Source organism: Ureibacillus acetophenoni, from assembly GCF_900220965.1.
In the GTDB taxonomy this organism is placed as follows: Bacteria; Bacillota; Bacilli; order Bacillales_A; family Planococcaceae; genus Ureibacillus; species Ureibacillus acetophenoni.
This window is the reverse complement of the sequence record NZ_OBQC01000018.1, coordinates 14,177-29,511: the sequence shown is the minus strand read 5'-3', so window position 1 is coordinate 29,511 and position 15,335 is coordinate 14,177. Positions and strand designations below refer to the sequence as shown.

General features: G+C 33.7%; 15 protein-coding genes. 5 read left to right on the top strand and 10 right to left on the bottom strand.

Going from position 1 to position 15,335, the window contains the following annotated elements:
* Nucleotides 1-103 precede the first annotated feature (103 nt).
* On the top strand, nucleotides 104-325 hold the full coding sequence (locus tag CRO45_RS17745; protein WP_097150968.1) for a DUF1128 domain-containing protein: 222 nt from the start codon (nucleotides 104-106) through the stop codon (nucleotides 323-325).
* A 142-nt stretch (nucleotides 326-467) separates the two neighbouring features.
* Here the strand turns inward: CRO45_RS17745 and CRO45_RS17740 are convergent, their stop codons facing one another.
* The 4 genes from CRO45_RS17740 to motA form a co-directional block, all read right to left on the bottom strand.
* Nucleotides 468-1,382 carry a pseudouridine-5'-phosphate glycosidase gene (locus CRO45_RS17740; protein WP_097150967.1) on the bottom strand — a complete coding sequence of 305 codons (915 nt, stop codon included), beginning with the start codon at nucleotides 1,380-1,382 and terminating at the stop codon, nucleotides 468-470.
* Entirely contained in the window at nucleotides 1,382-2,470 is a 1,089-nt protein-coding gene (locus tag CRO45_RS17735) for a carbohydrate kinase (protein ID WP_097150966.1), read from the bottom strand. Before CRO45_RS17735 ends, CRO45_RS17740 begins: the two co-directional genes overlap by 1 nt.
* Before the next feature lie 132 nt (nucleotides 2,471-2,602).
* The gene (gene motB, locus CRO45_RS17730) at nucleotides 2,603-3,358 is read right to left on the bottom strand and encodes a flagellar motor protein MotB (protein WP_097150965.1); all 756 of its coding nucleotides are present in this window, start codon (nucleotides 3,356-3,358) and stop codon (nucleotides 2,603-2,605) included.
* Entirely contained in the window at nucleotides 3,342-4,145 is an 804-nt protein-coding gene (gene motA / locus CRO45_RS17725) for a flagellar motor stator protein MotA (RefSeq protein WP_097150964.1), read from the bottom strand. The genes motB and motA overlap by 17 nt, the downstream gene beginning before the upstream one ends.
* 303 nt (nucleotides 4,146-4,448) lie before the next feature.
* On the opposite strand from motA, the gene CRO45_RS20160 reads away from it, so the two are divergent.
* Both CRO45_RS20160 and CRO45_RS17720 read left to right on the top strand, forming a co-directional pair.
* Entirely contained in the window at nucleotides 4,449-4,589 is a 141-nt protein-coding gene (locus CRO45_RS20160; protein ID WP_170949551.1) for a hypothetical protein, read from the top strand.
* A gap of 99 nt (nucleotides 4,590-4,688) precedes the next feature.
* Nucleotides 4,689-5,264 (top strand): beta-class carbonic anhydrase, encoded by a 576-nt coding sequence (locus tag CRO45_RS17720; protein WP_097150963.1) that lies wholly within the window; start codon nucleotides 4,689-4,691, stop codon nucleotides 5,262-5,264.
* A gap of 36 nt (nucleotides 5,265-5,300) precedes the next feature.
* On the opposite strand, the gene CRO45_RS17715 is transcribed toward CRO45_RS17720, so the two are convergent.
* Nucleotides 5,301-5,897, bottom strand: coding sequence for a GNAT family N-acetyltransferase (locus tag CRO45_RS17715; protein WP_170949550.1), 597 nt, complete (start codon nucleotides 5,895-5,897; stop codon nucleotides 5,301-5,303).
* A 403-nt stretch (nucleotides 5,898-6,300) separates the two neighbouring features.
* On the opposite strand from CRO45_RS17715, the gene CRO45_RS17710 reads away from it, so the two are divergent.
* A complete protein-coding gene (locus tag CRO45_RS17710) occupies nucleotides 6,301-7,032 on the top strand; it encodes a hypothetical protein (RefSeq protein WP_097150962.1) in 732 nt (243 codons plus the stop codon).
* 24 nt (nucleotides 7,033-7,056) lie between these two features.
* On the opposite strand, the gene map is transcribed toward CRO45_RS17710, so the two are convergent.
* A complete protein-coding gene (gene map, locus CRO45_RS17705; protein ID WP_097150961.1) occupies nucleotides 7,057-7,809 on the bottom strand; it encodes a type I methionyl aminopeptidase in 753 nt (250 codons plus the stop codon).
* Nucleotides 7,810-8,036: 227 nt separating this feature from the next.
* Here map and CRO45_RS17700 point away from each other — a divergent pair, with 227 nt between their 5' ends.
* Nucleotides 8,037-8,360, top strand: a complete 324-nt coding sequence (locus tag CRO45_RS17700) for a DUF4870 domain-containing protein (RefSeq protein ID WP_097150960.1) — start codon at nucleotides 8,037-8,039, stop codon at nucleotides 8,358-8,360.
* Nucleotides 8,361-8,414: 54 nt separating this feature from the next.
* On the opposite strand, the gene CRO45_RS17695 is transcribed toward CRO45_RS17700, so the two are convergent.
* The 4 genes from CRO45_RS17695 to CRO45_RS17680 form a co-directional block, all read right to left on the bottom strand.
* Nucleotides 8,415-11,492 carry an SbcC/MukB-like Walker B domain-containing protein gene (locus tag CRO45_RS17695; protein ID WP_097150959.1) on the bottom strand — a complete coding sequence of 1,026 codons (3,078 nt, stop codon included), beginning with the start codon at nucleotides 11,490-11,492 and terminating at the stop codon, nucleotides 8,415-8,417.
* Complete coding sequence (locus CRO45_RS17690; protein WP_097150958.1) at nucleotides 11,489-12,664, bottom strand: exonuclease SbcCD subunit D; 1,176 nt, start codon at nucleotides 12,662-12,664, stop codon at nucleotides 11,489-11,491. Before CRO45_RS17690 ends, CRO45_RS17695 begins: the two co-directional genes overlap by 4 nt.
* A gap of 184 nt (nucleotides 12,665-12,848) precedes the next feature.
* The gene (locus CRO45_RS17685; RefSeq protein ID WP_097150957.1) at nucleotides 12,849-14,078 is read right to left on the bottom strand and encodes an aminopeptidase; all 1,230 of its coding nucleotides are present in this window, start codon (nucleotides 14,076-14,078) and stop codon (nucleotides 12,849-12,851) included.
* Between the two features lie 4 nt (nucleotides 14,079-14,082).
* The gene (locus CRO45_RS17680) at nucleotides 14,083-15,225 is read right to left on the bottom strand and encodes a DEAD/DEAH box helicase (RefSeq protein ID WP_097150956.1); all 1,143 of its coding nucleotides are present in this window, start codon (nucleotides 15,223-15,225) and stop codon (nucleotides 14,083-14,085) included.
* Nucleotides 15,226-15,335 lie beyond the last annotated feature (110 nt).

Genomic DNA, 15,335 nt, shown 5'->3' with positions numbered 1-15,335 from the left:
AACACTTTTTGAAAGCGTATGGCCTAATGGGTCACCTTTTTATTGACTTCTTTATGTTGAAATGAAATGATTAATAAGTAAACTTTGAAAGGCGGATTATGAAATGGATTTATCAAACCCAACAAAAGAAAATGTTGTTTTCATGATTGAGCAAATTAAAGAAAAACTTCGTATGGTTAACGTTGATGCTATGAAATCAGAACATTTCACTGATGAAAATTATGAAGATATCCACTACCTTTATGAAATGGTAATGAAACGAAACTCCTTTAGCCCAAGTGAAATGCAAGCGATTGTTTCTGAATTAGGTTCTTTAAGAAAGTAAATACAAAATAAAAGAAGTTCTAAAAAGGGATACATACTTACCTGTCTTAGCTTTTGCCAACACAGAGTATTTTACACCCTTTAAGAACTTCTTTTTTTGTGGATTTATTTAAGAATCGCACCAATAGTATGAAACATTATTATTATTTATTTTTTTGTAAAGCTACTGCAATTTGTGAACCAACTACAGCATTATTTTTTACTAACGCAATATTTGCTTCTAAAGATTTCCCTTCAGTTAAATCCTTTACTTTACCTAGTAAGAATGGTGTTACATCTTTACCTTTAATACCTTTTTCATCTGCTTCTTTTAATGCATTTTCAATAATTCCATTGATAAATGAAGATTCCATTGCATCTGCTTCAGGAATTGGATTTGCAATTACAGCTCCACCTTTTAATCCAAGATCCCATTTTGCACGCATTGTATCTGCTACTTCTTCTGGAGAGTCTGCTCTTAAATTTAATCCGAATTCACTTTCACGAGTGAAGAAGGCTGGTAATGTATCTGTAGCATATCCAATTACAGGTACCCCTTTAGTTTCAAGATATTCAAGAGTTAAACCAATATCTAAGATTGATTTAGCACCTGCACATACTACAGCTACATTTGTTTGTGCTAATTCTTCTAAGTCAGCTGAAATATCCATTGTTGTTTCTGCGCCGCGGTGTACCCCACCGATTCCTCCAGTTACGAACAATTCAATTCCTGCTAATTCCGCAGCAATCATTGTAGCAGCAACTGTTGTTGCTCCTAATTTTTTAGTAGCTACTAAGTAGCCTAAATCTCTTCTTGAAGCTTTAGCTACATCTTTTGCATTACCAAACATTTCAAGTTCTTCGTCTGTTAAACCGATTTTAATTTTCCCATCGATAATTGCGATAGTAGCAGGTACTGCTCCATAAGAACGTACAATGTCTTCTACCTCACGAGCCGTTTGAACGTTTTGTGGATATGGCATACCATGAGAGATAATTGTTGATTCTAAAGCTACAATCGGTAGTCCTTTTTCTTTTGCTTCTAATACTTCTTGTGAATATGATAAATATTTTTCCATTATGAATTCCTCCAATTTGTTAATTCCTCGATCGTTAAATCATGTCTTACCGTATAGTCTGATTCGATCGTTTTTGATGCATTATATAAACCTAATCGAACAGCATCCTCAAAAGATTCTCCTGCTAAAACACCATACATAGTAGCACCTACAAAAGCATCCCCAGCACCTGTTACATCTTGCACTTTATTGACTCTTATTGGCTTAAGATGTTTAATACCAGAAGAATTTCCAATATAGACACCTCGTTCCCCGAGGGTTAGCACAACGTTTTCTGCACCATCTTCAAGTAATAGTTGAACAGCCTTTTTATAATCTTCGTCTTTTTCTATTCGAATATTTAAGTAACTTTCTGCTTCGTCCAAATTACATATGAAATATGCAACACCTTTTAAGTCATCAGGCATATTTTTCATCTTTGAAGAGGAAACAGGGACAATTGTAAATTTAATATCTCTATTAATAGCAATTTCACGTAAATATTCTACAGTCTCTTTTGGACAGTTTAAATCTGCAATAATACATGACGTATTTAGCAACGTCACCTCAAATTGTTTTAAAACATTAGGTAGGAGTAAATCGTATATTGACATATTTGCAAGACCTAATACTAATTCACCATCTGGATTTAGTATGGCCGAATATGAACCAGTCTTTTCTTCGTCTAGCTTTACAACTAAATCAAGATCTACATAGGCTTTACTCGCCTCTTCAATAAATAGAGCATCTTGATCTTTCCCCATTAGAGTAATGAGTTTTACGTTTGAACCAAGTCTTCCTAAATTCTCCGCAACATTTCTGGCAACTCCACCTACACTAATTGAGATATCAGATGGATTCGATGTACCATATTGCACTACTTCATTTAGGTGAAATTTACGGTCAACGTTTGCTCCACCAACAACAATAACTGAATTTTTTTCAGGTAAAATATACGCACGTCCTATGATTTCACCTTTTTTCATTAATCCAGAAATAATATTGGCTAATGTTGGTCGTGAGATGTTTAACTGCTTTGCCATATCTTGTTGAGATAAGTATGGATTAGTTTTAATCATTTCTAATATTTGAAGTTCTTTATCTGACAACACACAGCCCTCCTTCCAACAAGTTTAAACAACTGTTTACCATTATAAACAGTTGTTTAATAAAAATAAAGAAAAAAAGACGAAATCTCAATTCTTTTTTTAGCTTGAGATTTTGTCTTTAATTTATTCTAACTAATTTGTTGTTCCATCTTCATTAACTAATTGTTGTATCAATACTTCTACTCGTCGATTTTGTGCTCTACCTTCTGCTGTTTCGTTTGATGCAATTGGATTATATTCGCCATAACCTTTTGCACTAAAATATCGCGGATCAAGATTTGGATTACCTTCTACAATTATTTCAAGTAAATTTACTGCACGCATAACGGATAAGTCCCAATTGGAATTAAATACTACACCATTATGAGGGACATTATCGGTATGACCTGTAATCACTATATAACGTGGAGGATCCATTTCAAGAATTTTAGATAACTCTTCTGCAATCGGTAGGTACTCTGGTTTTATATCCGCTTTCCCAGGGTCAAATAGTATGCTATCACGTATAGTTATTAATAAACCGTTATCTGTCATAGAAGTTACAAATGTGTTTTCTAATTCATTGACAGCGATAAAATTATCAACTTGACCTTGTATTTCTTTCAGGGCCTCTTGTTCTTCTATATATGCTTTTTCCTCTTTTGTAAAATTGTTTCCCATTCTTGTTTGTTCAATAACAGCTTGTTCATCTAGAAAACCTGTGCCACCATCAAATATTTGGCTAAATACTTGCGACATACGGTCCATCTTTTCTTGATCAACATTACTTGAGGCAAACAGTACGATAAACAAGGCTAATAATAGGGTTAATATATCAGCGTAAGGTACTAGCCATGATTCTGAAATATTTTCTTCTTCTTTCTTCCTACGATTAGTTTTCTTTGCCAAGGCCGTTCGCCCCGCTTTCAGCCGTTATTTTTCTACGTTCTTCCATCGTTAAGTAAGATGCTAACTTTTGTTCAATTACGCGAGGAGCTTCCCCTTCGAGAACAGATAAAACACCTTCAATCATCATTCTTTTTTGTCTCACTTCTTCAGCAGATTTACGTTTTAATTTATTGGCAAAAGGATGCCAAAGTACATAACCAGTAAAAATACCAAGCAAAGTGGCAACGAAAGCTGCTGAAATTGCGTAGCCTAGTGCTTCAATATCGTTCATATCTTTTAATGCGGCTATTAAACCGACAACTGCTCCAAGTACCCCTAAAGTTGGGGCATATGTACCTGCTTGAGTGAAAATCGCTGCACCTGCAGCATGACGTTCCTCCATCGCTTCTACTTCTTCCGTCAAAACATCACGTATGTAATCTGCATTTTGACCATCAATAGCCAATGATAAGCCGTTTTTTAGGAATGGATCTTGAATATCAGCAGCTCTACTTTCAAGAGCGAGTAGACCTTCTCTACGTGCTAAATCAGCCCAACTTGAAAACATTTTAATAATTTCAAAGTCACTCGTTAATTTTCTTTCTTTAAATAATATTCCAAATAATCTCGGAACACGTTTTAACTCTTTCATAGGGAATGCAATTGTTACCGCAGCAATTGTCCCCAAGATAATGATTAGTATTGCGGCAGGGTTAATTAATACATCGGGTGTAACGCCTTTGAAGTACATTCCTAGAACTATAGCAACAAAAGCAAGTATAATCCCTATTAATGAAGAAATATCCATATGTTTACCTCCAATTACTCACTACCATTTATTTCGTCAATTTTATAACTTTATTAACTATATAGTTTAAATATAAGTGGTAATTCTCTATATTTCGACGAAATTATGAAATCTACACATGAACTATATAGGAAAATTTGGTATAATATATTGCATAATAACATACTCATTGTATTGCAATGTCAAAAATCCGACTCATATGCATCATATTGGAAAGAGATTTTACTGGATTTCCTAACATTTATCGTGGACTTTGTAGTATAATATTTTTAGATTACTTGCTTACTAGAAAGGGGTTTAACTATGGGCTTATATATTTCAACAGTAGCTGGATTCTTTGTAGTTTTAATGATTAGTCTTGCAATGTTTATCAATTATTTACGAATGGGTTTAAATTCACATTCTTCAGTAGAAATTGATCCTAAACCAACTGAAAAATATTAATAATGTTAAAGTCGACAACTTCACTAAAAAGAATTTGTCGACTTTTTTTATGCTTTTTTGTTATAGTATTAAAAAATAAATAGTAAGGGAGAACATAGTATGTCATCTTTACATGATATTTTAAGTTTTAACGAATCCTTTGTTAAATTTAAACAATACGAGCCTTACATAACATCAAAATTTCCAGATAAGAAAATTGTTATTTTAACTTGTATGGATACAAGATTAGTTGAACTGTTACCTAAAGCAATGAATATGAGAAATGGTGATGTGAAGGTCGTAAAAAGTGCTGGAGCACAAGTGAGTCACCCCTTTGGAGCAGTTATGAGAAGTATTCTCGTAGCTGTGTATGAATTAAAAGCTGACGAAGTATACATTATTGGCCATCATGATTGTGGAATGAGTTCTGTTGAACCCGGTCAAATGATTGATAAGATGATTGAACGTGGTGTGAATAATGATATTATTAACATCGTAAATTATACTGGTATTGACCTAGTTGAATGGCTGCGAGGATTTGGTGATGTAAGCACTAGCGTATTAAAAAGTGTTGAAATTGTACGTAACCACCCACTTATGCCAAAAAGTGTTCCAGTTCATGGATTAGTTATGGATCCAGGTACAGGAAAACTTGATTTACTTTCTGATGGTGGAGAATTTTTAAAAGAGCTATAAAAAATCGGGAGTCTCTTATTGAGCTCCCTTTTTCTTTTACATCTTATAATCCTCTTGTAAAATAGCATACATATAATGGTCTTCCCAAACACCATTAATATACAGTAATTTTCTTAGCAAACCTTCACGAACAAAATTTGCTTTTTCTAATACTTTAATGCTACCTATATTTCTTGGCGATACATAAGCTTCTACACGATGTATATTTAACTCATTAAATGCAAAGTGTACTAGGTGATTAACTGCTTCTGATGCGATTCCCTTTCTTGTAAACCGTTCATCGATCGAATAGCCAATAAACGCACTAGAATAAGGCAGATTTTTAATAGCGTACAAAGAAATATGACCGATTAGCTGCTGTCTACCTTTTGTATAAATTCCAAAAGAATATTCTCTGTTCACTCGCATCAACTGTAAACTTTCTAAAATCTTTCTTAACTGTGCATCTTCTGTATAAAAATATTCCTCGTGTAAAGGTTCGTATTGTGACCAAAAGTATTTATTATTTCTTAATAATTCGGACAGATTCCTAGCATCAGTCTCAATAAATGTTCTTAAAAACAGCCGATCCCCCTCAATTTTTACCACTTGATCACCTTTTTTCTGAAGTAAATTAAGAAACTTTCTCACCATGCCCCACCTTATCTTTGCAATATATTTCGTGGTATTTTTTAATATTTTATATGTTCTTCTATAAAAAATTCATTTACCATAATTGTTATACGGTATGGGTTACGTTTTTTCAAAAAGATTAATTTAAACTTATGCATTATATTTACAATGAAAATTTTTTAATTCTTTATACAAATACTCTATCATACCAGGAACGGTCAAAAACACTAATTTGTCCAGAAAAAACTAGTTTTTTAAGATTTTTTTCACTAAAGGAATTAAGAATTCATTCTTCCCTATTAGTATCAATGACTATCATTTCTGCATTTTTTTCGTTAATATTTTACAAATATTTGTATGTTATTGGAAACTGTTGTTTGAATCGTAACACTATGTATATAATTTTATTGAAAGGAGTGAATGCATGGCTCGATTAATCACCATATTATTATCCACAATTGTAGCAGCTGTTTTTACAATTAATGCATTTTGGCTACAATTAAATGGAGTTTCTACAATTGATATTATTAATCGTTTACCCGTTTTATTCGCACCTTCTAATTACGTCTTTAGCATTTGGATTATTCTTTATATTTTACTTCTAATTTGGGTCTTAAAACTCTTTAAATTACAACGGTTAAACGAGGCTGTCACTTCCAAACAAACGTATCTTTTTGTTGCTATTATAATATTTCAATTGATTTCAATTGTAAGTTGGCATTATGAACAATTTTTTGCTTCAGTAATACTTATAGCATTGCAATTTGTTTTATTATTTTTATTATATTTGACATATCCATTAAACGGGAAATCTATTCAAAATCGTTTTCCTATTGCAGCTTATTTAAGTTGGACATTCTTTTTACTAATTTTAAGTATCTGTTATGTATTAGTACATATACAATGGAACGGGTTTGGGTTGAGCAATGCTTTATGGTGTGTATTAGCAATGACAATCGGTACTGCAGTCATTATGCATCTCCGCTATCATCATTACGATTTAGTATCACCAGTTGTTTTCATTTGGTGTTACGTTGGGATAGCAATTGATAATGGTTTTGACGAATTACTTGTAGCTACTGCTGCACTTTTCTTAAGTGGCGTCATGGTTGTTGGTATGTTATTTATGAAAAAAAATCCTGTTTCCTCTAGATAAATTTTTAGAGGAAACAGGGTTTTTTTAATCTTCTATTTTTGTAATAATAATTGGTTTATCTTTAGTAACAACAATTGTATGTTCAATTTGAGCAACTAATGATTTATCTGGTGTAATGAATGTCCAACCATCACCAGCTTCAACAATATGCTCTGCTTTTTCAGAAATGAATGGCTCTACTGCTAATACCATTCCTTCCTTTAAAATTGTAGTATCCCAAGCATCGTAATAATTTAATACATGATCTGGAGCTTCATGAAGAGCTCTTCCAACTCCATGACCTGTTAAATTCATAATTACGTGTAAACCATGATCTTTTGCTTCACGTTCAACGGCTTTACCAATCTGATTAAGCTTGGATCCAGCTTTTACTTTCGTCATTGCCCGATCAAAGGCTGACTTAGCAACTTCACAAAGTTTCTCCTGTTTTTCATAACCATTACCGACAACAAAAGAAATCCCAGTATCTGCAAAATACCCATCATATGAACCAGATACATCTATATTCACCATGTCACCTTCTTGAATGACACGATCTCCTGGAATACCATGTGCTACTTCAAAGTTCACACTAATACAAGTGTAGCCTGGAAAATCATACTCACCTTTTGGACCTGAAATGGCACCAGCTTCCTCAAACATACGACCTGCAATTTCATCTAGTTCTTTCGTTGTCACACCTGGTTTAGTGGCTGCTTTCATCGTATCTCTAATCTCAGCACAAATGCGACCGATTTTCTTTAGAGCTTCTAACTCTTCTGTTGTTTTTACTATCATGAAAAAATTCCTTCCTTCTTCAATCTCTTTATATAATATACCACATCTATTCAAATGGGATTAGGCAATACATTTTAAAGTCCCGTTCCAATTAGAATACGAAAATAGTATATAAAGCTTTAGAAAATTTCTTGAGAATAAAATTTAGTTTAAATAACAATAATTGTAATAAATATTACGTACGGAATAGAAGTAGCATTACTACTATCTACGATGGAGGGATTTTTATGTTTAATCCGAAGACATTATCTGCTGTTAGCTATTTAAGCATTTTTTTCGCACCATTTATACTTCCAGTTATCCTATTTTTTGTTTCAAAAGAAAAAGAAGTGAAGTACCATGCGAAACGTGCATCCATTTCACATCTTATCCCCACAATAATCGGTGTAGTCATTTCATTTGTTGCACTAATTAGTCTATTTTCTTTCAACGGCACTATTTATGATGCATCATTCTATTCTAACTTTATGGTTTGGATGTCTGTCTATTTTGTCATTTCCATCGCTATTGTTATTTGGAATTTAGTGCAAGCGGTAAAAGTATATCGATAAAATGAAATACTAAAGGGGTGTCTAGAAGCTTTCTAGATACCCCTTATTTAAATATTACTTAACTATAATAGAAGTTTTACTATAACCCTCTTTTAACTTCTCCACTTGAAGTATTGCAGGCATAGCAGCTTTTAGTTCTGCAACATGGGAAATGACCCCAATCATTCGACCAGATTTTTGAATATCAATTAATGTATCGATAGCTTTCATTAATGATTCTTCATCTAATGAGCCAAACCCTTCGTCGATAAACATGGTATCAATTTGTACATTTCCTTGGTAGCTTTGAATGACATCTGCCATCCCTAATGCTAAACAAAGAGAGGCATTAAATTTTTCTCCACCTGATAAAGATTTTACATCTCGAGATTGACCAGTATACGTATCGTAGACATCTAAACTTAAACCGCTTTGGCGACCATGCGATTCCTGACGATCGGAACATTGTAGATAGAACTGACCATTTGATAAATTTCTTAATCGAATGTTCGCAGCTTCTGTAATTTGTTCAAGGTAACCCATTTGTATATAACGCTCAAACGAAATTTTCTTATTGTTTTGACCACGAAGTAAATTATATAAATCAACAATTTGGCTGGATGTTTCCTCCAATTGAATGATGTCATTTGCGATTTTCTCTAATTTCTCCGCATAATCTAAACAAATATCAGCGTAGTTCGTCGACGAATTTAGATGTTGTAACGCTCTTTCATAATCTCTTTTTAATAGATCTAATTGTTCTTCCAACTCACTTAAATCGATTTTTTCTTTATCCTTTAACTGCTCTTTTTCCTCATTTACTTGAGCTGTAATAGAATGCAGTTCCTTCGTATAGTTCATAAACTGTTCGTATAAATGCTTTTGCTCAATTTCTGTTCTCTTCGCATTTTGGAATTGTTCAATATCTTCAAAACCTGCAGTTTCTAATGCTCTTTCAAAATCTTCTTTTGAGTGCAGTAATTTAGAAGAAAGCTCTATAACTTGTTGTGAAGTTAAGTTTAATATCTCTTCGTTTTTTGCAAGTTCGGTTTGTGATTCTTGATAAGCATTTTGGGCATTTTCCCATTTCTTCAATAGCACCGATTTTGCATTTTGTGCTTCAATTAATGCTACTTGCAACTCGTTTAAATTATGGATTTCTACTGGTATTGATAATTGTTGTTGTTCTAGAATTGTCGATTGTTCTAATAATTGATTGCTCTTTTCACGATATTGTTTCTCTGCTTGCGTTTTTTGAATTTCAAGCTCTTGTTCTTCGAGCATTAATTTCTTTAATTGTTTTCTTTGTTCAGATAGTTGCTGAATATCTTTTTGTAAGGATGCTACTAATTTAATGCTTTCATCATATTTTAATTGAATAGATTCCTTTTCATCAATCGATGCATTCAACTTTTTAAGCTCGTTATTAATTGATTCAAGTCGTTCATTTGTTGAATTTAAACTTGCTTTTATTTCAAATACACGTTGTTCTTTTTTACTTCGTATTTGTTTTAACTGTTTGAGAGCATTTTCATCAATCATTTCGGTTAATTCTTGGCTAGTTAGTTGGTGGTCAGTGCTTCCACATACTGGACATGCTTCACCTGGTATTAACTTCGTTGCCAGAATCGCGGCTTGATTGCTTAACCACTTTGATTCTTCCAGCTCGTATTCACGTTCTGCTTCTTTAAACTGTTGTGAAGCATTAGTAAACTCTTCGTTTAGTTTATTTAAGTGGAGTTGAACTTCATTGTACTGATTAAATGCTTGTACAATATCCTTTAAACGATTTTGTTCATCCACTGCGGATTGGATGTTCTCTGTTTTTTCTTCAAGTTGTTCAATCGATTGATTGATCAATTGAATTGAAGATTTCTTTTCATTGAACATACTAACTAACTTCGTATATTCTGCTTTCTTCGTTTCCACGTCAATTTGTAATCGTTCCACAATCTTTGTGTGTTTTTCTATCTCTTCGAATAATGGTAGAAGTTTTTCTAAATCCATTACCCTCTTAATTGATTCCTCTCGAACAGGTTGGTTTTGTAGTTCTTCTTCATAAATTGCCTTAGCTTCTATTAACTTTTCTTTTGATTGGTCTAGTTGGTGTTGGACATCAATTAGCTTCTTTTGTTTCCCTTTGTATTCAATCTCTACTGAAACAATTTGTTTATAGAGTGGTTCAATTTGACTTACTCTGATAGCAGAATCATATTCTAATTTCAACGTTTCATAGAACGTTTTCTGCTCTTCAAGTTTCTGTAATCTTAGAACTTTTTGGTGAAAGGTATCAATTCGTTCATTTAATGATTTATTGGCTAAATAATTTTCATACTTTTGTTTATGAAGATGATACGTTTTCTCATAAAGCGTTCGATCTTCTTCAATTTTCTGTTGATAATAATTTAACTCTTCTTGAAGAGCCTCTTGGATTTGATAAATATTCGAATTTCTATCTAATAGTGTAAATAAATTTGACTCACGGTATGGTAAAGCACCTGATATGTGGCTTAGGTAGCTATTTTTTAAAACTTTAGCTTCGTTAAGTTTTTGTTCAGCTTGTTGCTTTTTTGTTTCTAATTTATTTGCAATTTGTCCATAACGATCTGTTTTAAAGATCTTACGTAAAATTTCTTCCTTGTTTTCTGTTTGAGAGGTTAGTAATTTTCGAAACTCTCCTTGGGGTAGCATGACAATTTGACTGAACTGATCAAAGTTGAGTCCGATTAAATCTTGAATTTTCTTGTTAATGTCAGTAACTTTCTGCCGTTCTACTGCGGGAACTTCTTCATTGTTAGATAGAACTTCAAACAACTCATATTTTTCACCTGTTGCACCTTTTCTCCCTTTTTTCACATGAGGAACTTGTCTTAAGACACGATATTTTTTACCGTGTAGTTCAAAAACAAATTCGACTGCTGTATGAATGTCATCATCTGCAAAATCACTTCGCAACATTTTTACATCTTTTCGATCAGAGCCACTTGCCGAACCGTACAAAGCAAAACAAATTCCATCAAAAATCGTTGTCTTCCCTGCTCCAGTTGAACCAGAAATAACAAATAGGCGATTGTCATGTAATTTTGTAAAATCAATTGTTTCTTCATTTTTATATGGTCCGAAAGCACGCATCGTTAGTTTAATCGGCTTCATTGGTTCACCACCGCCACTTTTGTTTCTCGTTCTTCTGTCAACATTTCATCTAATACTTCTTCAAACAGCTTTATTTGTAATTCAGTTGGGGAATCATCTAAAATTTCTTGGTAAAACGCCTTAAATAAAGATAAATCATCCATCTGTTCGCGGTGAATTACTTCACCTTCCGCCGTAATACTTTGGTGCTGTAGGGCTTTTCGTTCAACATGCATTGCATTAGGATAGACTGTACGAATTTGTTCCATAGCACCGACAACTGGTGTTAAGTCTGTTAAACGCACAAAAACGTAATCCTCGCTTATGTCATGTCTTAATATTTCTTGCATAGAACCCTCAATGATTCTCAAATCTCTTCTTGGTTTGAACGGTCTTTTTTCAACAGAAACTTGTCCTTCAGCATCCAAATTGACAATTAAAAAACCCTTTTCATGGTTTGCTTCGGATGAGGAATATTTTAATGGCGATCCTGAGTAGCGAATGGTTTCGTTTAGCACATAATGCGCCTTATGCAAATGCCCTAAAGCTGTATAATTAAACGGCTTAAAAATTTCCGCACTCACATATTCTGAACCCCCAATTGAAAGCGGTCGCTCTGATTCACTCGTATTCTCTTCCATTTCACCATGTGGCGTTACAAATGCATGTCCAATAAAAACATGTCGTTTAGACTTGTCCATTTTTTGTTCAATCACATCTACTATTTTCTTCATTGCATCGTTATAATTACTGATTGAGTCATCACCAAAAACATGCTTCACAGTAGAAGGTTCGCTAAAAGGAATTAAATGAAAATGAACCTCTCCGTACTCATCATTAATAATGACTGGCTCAATATTTTCACTTTGTTCCCCAACGATATATAATCCACTTTCCATTAGTAATTTCTGTCCAAAGCCTACTCGGGTAGGGCTATCATGATTTCCTGCAATACTTAACACAGGAATTTTTCTCTTCAGTACAATTTTAGCTAGAATGGAATCTAGTAAATTTACTGCTTCTACTGGAGGTACTGCACGATCATATAAATCTCCTGCAATAATTACTACATCTGGTTGCTCTTCATCAATGGCTTCTAAGAACTGATTTAATACATACTCTTGATCCTCTGTCATATAAACACCTTGAACAAGTTTACCTAAATGCCAATCTGCGGTATGAAAGATTTTCACTATGTAACCTCCTCGCTTTTAGTGTTTTAATTCTACCATTTATCTCATAAAACATCCACAAAATCGGTACATATGTTCGTATTATTTCATTGCAAAATTATTCCCATATTAGACCGAATATTTCTAACGAAAAATAAAAAAACTGCCAAAGCTATTAAGCTTCGACAGTCAAATTAACAGTTATTTAAAATGCCCAGTTTCCATTTCTGAAAATCGGCACGGAAGATCCATCTGGCAGGATTCCATCGATATCCATCTCAGCACTACCAATCATAAAGTCTTCGTGAGTGATAGAATTATTAATTCCTAGTGAATCAAACTCTCTTTCATCCAATTCGCGACCACCTTCATAACAAGTAGGGTACGCTTCCCCAATTGCTAAATGGTTTGAAGCATTCTCATCGAAAAGCGTATTGTAATACAAAATTCCAGAATTTGAAATTGGTGATTCATGGGGAACTAATGCTACTTCACCTAAATAACAAGAGTTCTCATCAGCCGTAATTAACTCTTGTAATAGTTCATTTCCTAATTCTGCTTCAGCTTTTACAATCTTTCCATTTTCAAATGTTAGTTTGAATTGGTCGATTATATTCCCTTGATACGCTAATGGTTTCGTATTACTTACATAGCCATTTACACCGTATTTCGATGGTAATGTAAATACTTCTTCTGTTGGCATATTTGCAATAAATACCGTACCTTCAGGAGTTCGACTACTACCTGAAACCCAAATATGTTTTTCTGGAAGTTCGATTGTTAAATCTGTTCCAGGTGCTTTATAATGAAGCTTTGCAAATTTTCGTTCGTTTAACTTTAAAGCTCTTTCATCTAAGTGCTTAATATGTGCTTGCCATTTTTCAACCGCGCTACCTTCACCAATGCGCACTGTTTTGAAAATTGCTTCCCATAAAGCAGGTACTTGTTCTGCACCTGGTAAGTTAGGGAACACTTTTGCAGCCCACTTTGGCGATGGTACTGCAATAATTGACCATGCGATATCATCGTTCATAACCGCTTTACGATAATTGACTAAAGCTTGCCCACCTGCTTTTTGATTTGCAGAAATTCGAGATACAGAAATACCTGCAAGTAAATCTGGATCTTCATCATCAATCCAAAGTAGTGCACCCTTTTTCTCAATCAACTCTTCTCGTTGAGCAACGATCCATTTTGGATAATTGCTAAACTCTTCTTCAGCTCCATGTTCATAAAATTCACGTGTAATAAATGAATCTGTTAGTTGAACATGTACTCTTCCTGCTCCAGCCTCGTATGCTTTTTTAACTACAATTCGAGCAAAATCAAGAGCATCTGTTGACGTATTAATTAATAGATATTGCCCTTGTTGAATATTTACACCTATTTTAACCGCCAAATCAGCATATTGTTCTAGTTTTTCTTGAAATTCCATCAATTTACCCCCGTTTTGCAACTGTCTTGGAGTTACCCTCTATTATCTCACGTTGACTCCATACCTTTTGAACAGCTTTTATTTCTAATTCTCTTGTTAATTTTTTGTATGTTTTTTCGTCTTTATAAGATAGTAAAGTTAATACTTCGCCATCTGCCCCAGCACGGCCAGTACGACCTGAACGATGAGTATATTGTTCAATCGTGTGTGGAACATCAACATGTATTACATGTGTTAATCCCCCAATATCTAATCCCCGCGCTGCTAAATCTGTAGCAATAAGAATTCTTGCTTCACCTTTTCTAAAGGAATCCAACGCCTTTTTTCTTTCCTCTTTTTTCATATCTGAATGTAAAGTTACTACTTTTGCATCACGATATTTTAGCTTTGATTCTTTCATGATTACTTGGTCCACATTATTACTAAATGCAAGCCCTCTAAATCCCTCAATATTCGCTAATCTTCTTAGCATGTCAGTCTTATCTCGCTCATCTACTTTAATAAATGAATGAACGACTTTTCCAACCTTTACCATATCTTCAGGTTTAATCTTGATAAGAATTGGTTCAAACATCATACGACTTGCTACAAGTTTAATTTCATCTGTAATTGTTGCTGATACGACAACAACTTGTCGACCATATGCCGCTCCTTCAATAAAGGATTTTACAACGACACGATAATCTCGACTTAATAATTGGTCACATTCATCTAATACAATTGTTTCAATTTCTTTTAGTTTTAATTTGTTTGCTCTTGCTAGCTCATTTAAACGACCCGGTGTTCCTACAACGATAGTTGGTTTTTTCTTCAACTTCTCAATTTGACGTGCTGAGTTTGCTCCTCCAATTAATTGTTGCACAGTAATATCAGTTCCTATTATCCACTCACGTATCACTTCTACAATTTGCATAGCAAGTTCTTGTGAAGGTGCAACGATTAGAGCTTGGGTTTGTTTTTTACTACCATTTACTTTATTTAATATAGGTAAAACATATGCAAGAGTTTTCCCTGAACCTGTTGGTGATTCTGCGACAATGTCTTTTCCTTCTAACATCGCTGGAATCATTTCATCTTGCACTTTCATCGTTGTTTCAAACTTCCATTTACTTTGTAATGTTTCATTTAATAAGCTAATTACTGACATCTATTTCCCACCTTTACATCTTCGCGTTTAGTGTACCATATTTTAGATTAATTTTACTGAAAAACACAATTCTCCCACATAGATCGATTTTCAATCCGCAAAAAAAATCC

Coding starts and splice junctions, on each gene's coding strand:
- CRO45_RS17745 (WP_097150968.1), top strand. CDS start 104: ATGGATTTATCAAACCCAACAAAAGAAAATGTTGTTTTCATGATTGAG.
- CRO45_RS17740 (WP_097150967.1), bottom strand. CDS start 1,382: ATGGAAAAATATTTATCATATTCACAAGAAGTATTAGAAGCAAAAGAA.
- motA (WP_097150964.1), bottom strand. CDS start 4,145: ATGGATATTTCTTCATTAATAGGGATTATACTTGCTTTTGTTGCTATA.
- CRO45_RS20160 (WP_170949551.1), top strand. CDS start 4,449: ATGGGCTTATATATTTCAACAGTAGCTGGATTCTTTGTAGTTTTAATG.
- CRO45_RS17720 (WP_097150963.1), top strand. CDS start 4,689: ATGTCATCTTTACATGATATTTTAAGTTTTAACGAATCCTTTGTTAAA.
- CRO45_RS17715 (WP_170949550.1), bottom strand. CDS start 5,897: ATGGTGAGAAAGTTTCTTAATTTACTTCAGAAAAAAGGTGATCAAGTG.
- CRO45_RS17710 (WP_097150962.1), top strand. CDS start 6,301: ATGGCTCGATTAATCACCATATTATTATCCACAATTGTAGCAGCTGTT.
- map (WP_097150961.1), bottom strand. CDS start 7,809: ATGATAGTAAAAACAACAGAAGAGTTAGAAGCTCTAAAGAAAATCGGT.
- CRO45_RS17700 (WP_097150960.1), top strand. CDS start 8,037: ATGTTTAATCCGAAGACATTATCTGCTGTTAGCTATTTAAGCATTTTT.
- CRO45_RS17695 (WP_097150959.1), bottom strand. CDS start 11,492: ATGAAGCCGATTAAACTAACGATGCGTGCTTTCGGACCATATAAAAAT.
- CRO45_RS17685 (WP_097150957.1), bottom strand. CDS start 14,078: ATGGAATTTCAAGAAAAACTAGAACAATATGCTGATTTGGCGGTTAAA.
- CRO45_RS17680 (WP_097150956.1), bottom strand. CDS start 15,225: ATGTCAGTAATTAGCTTATTAAATGAAACATTACAAAGTAAATGGAAG.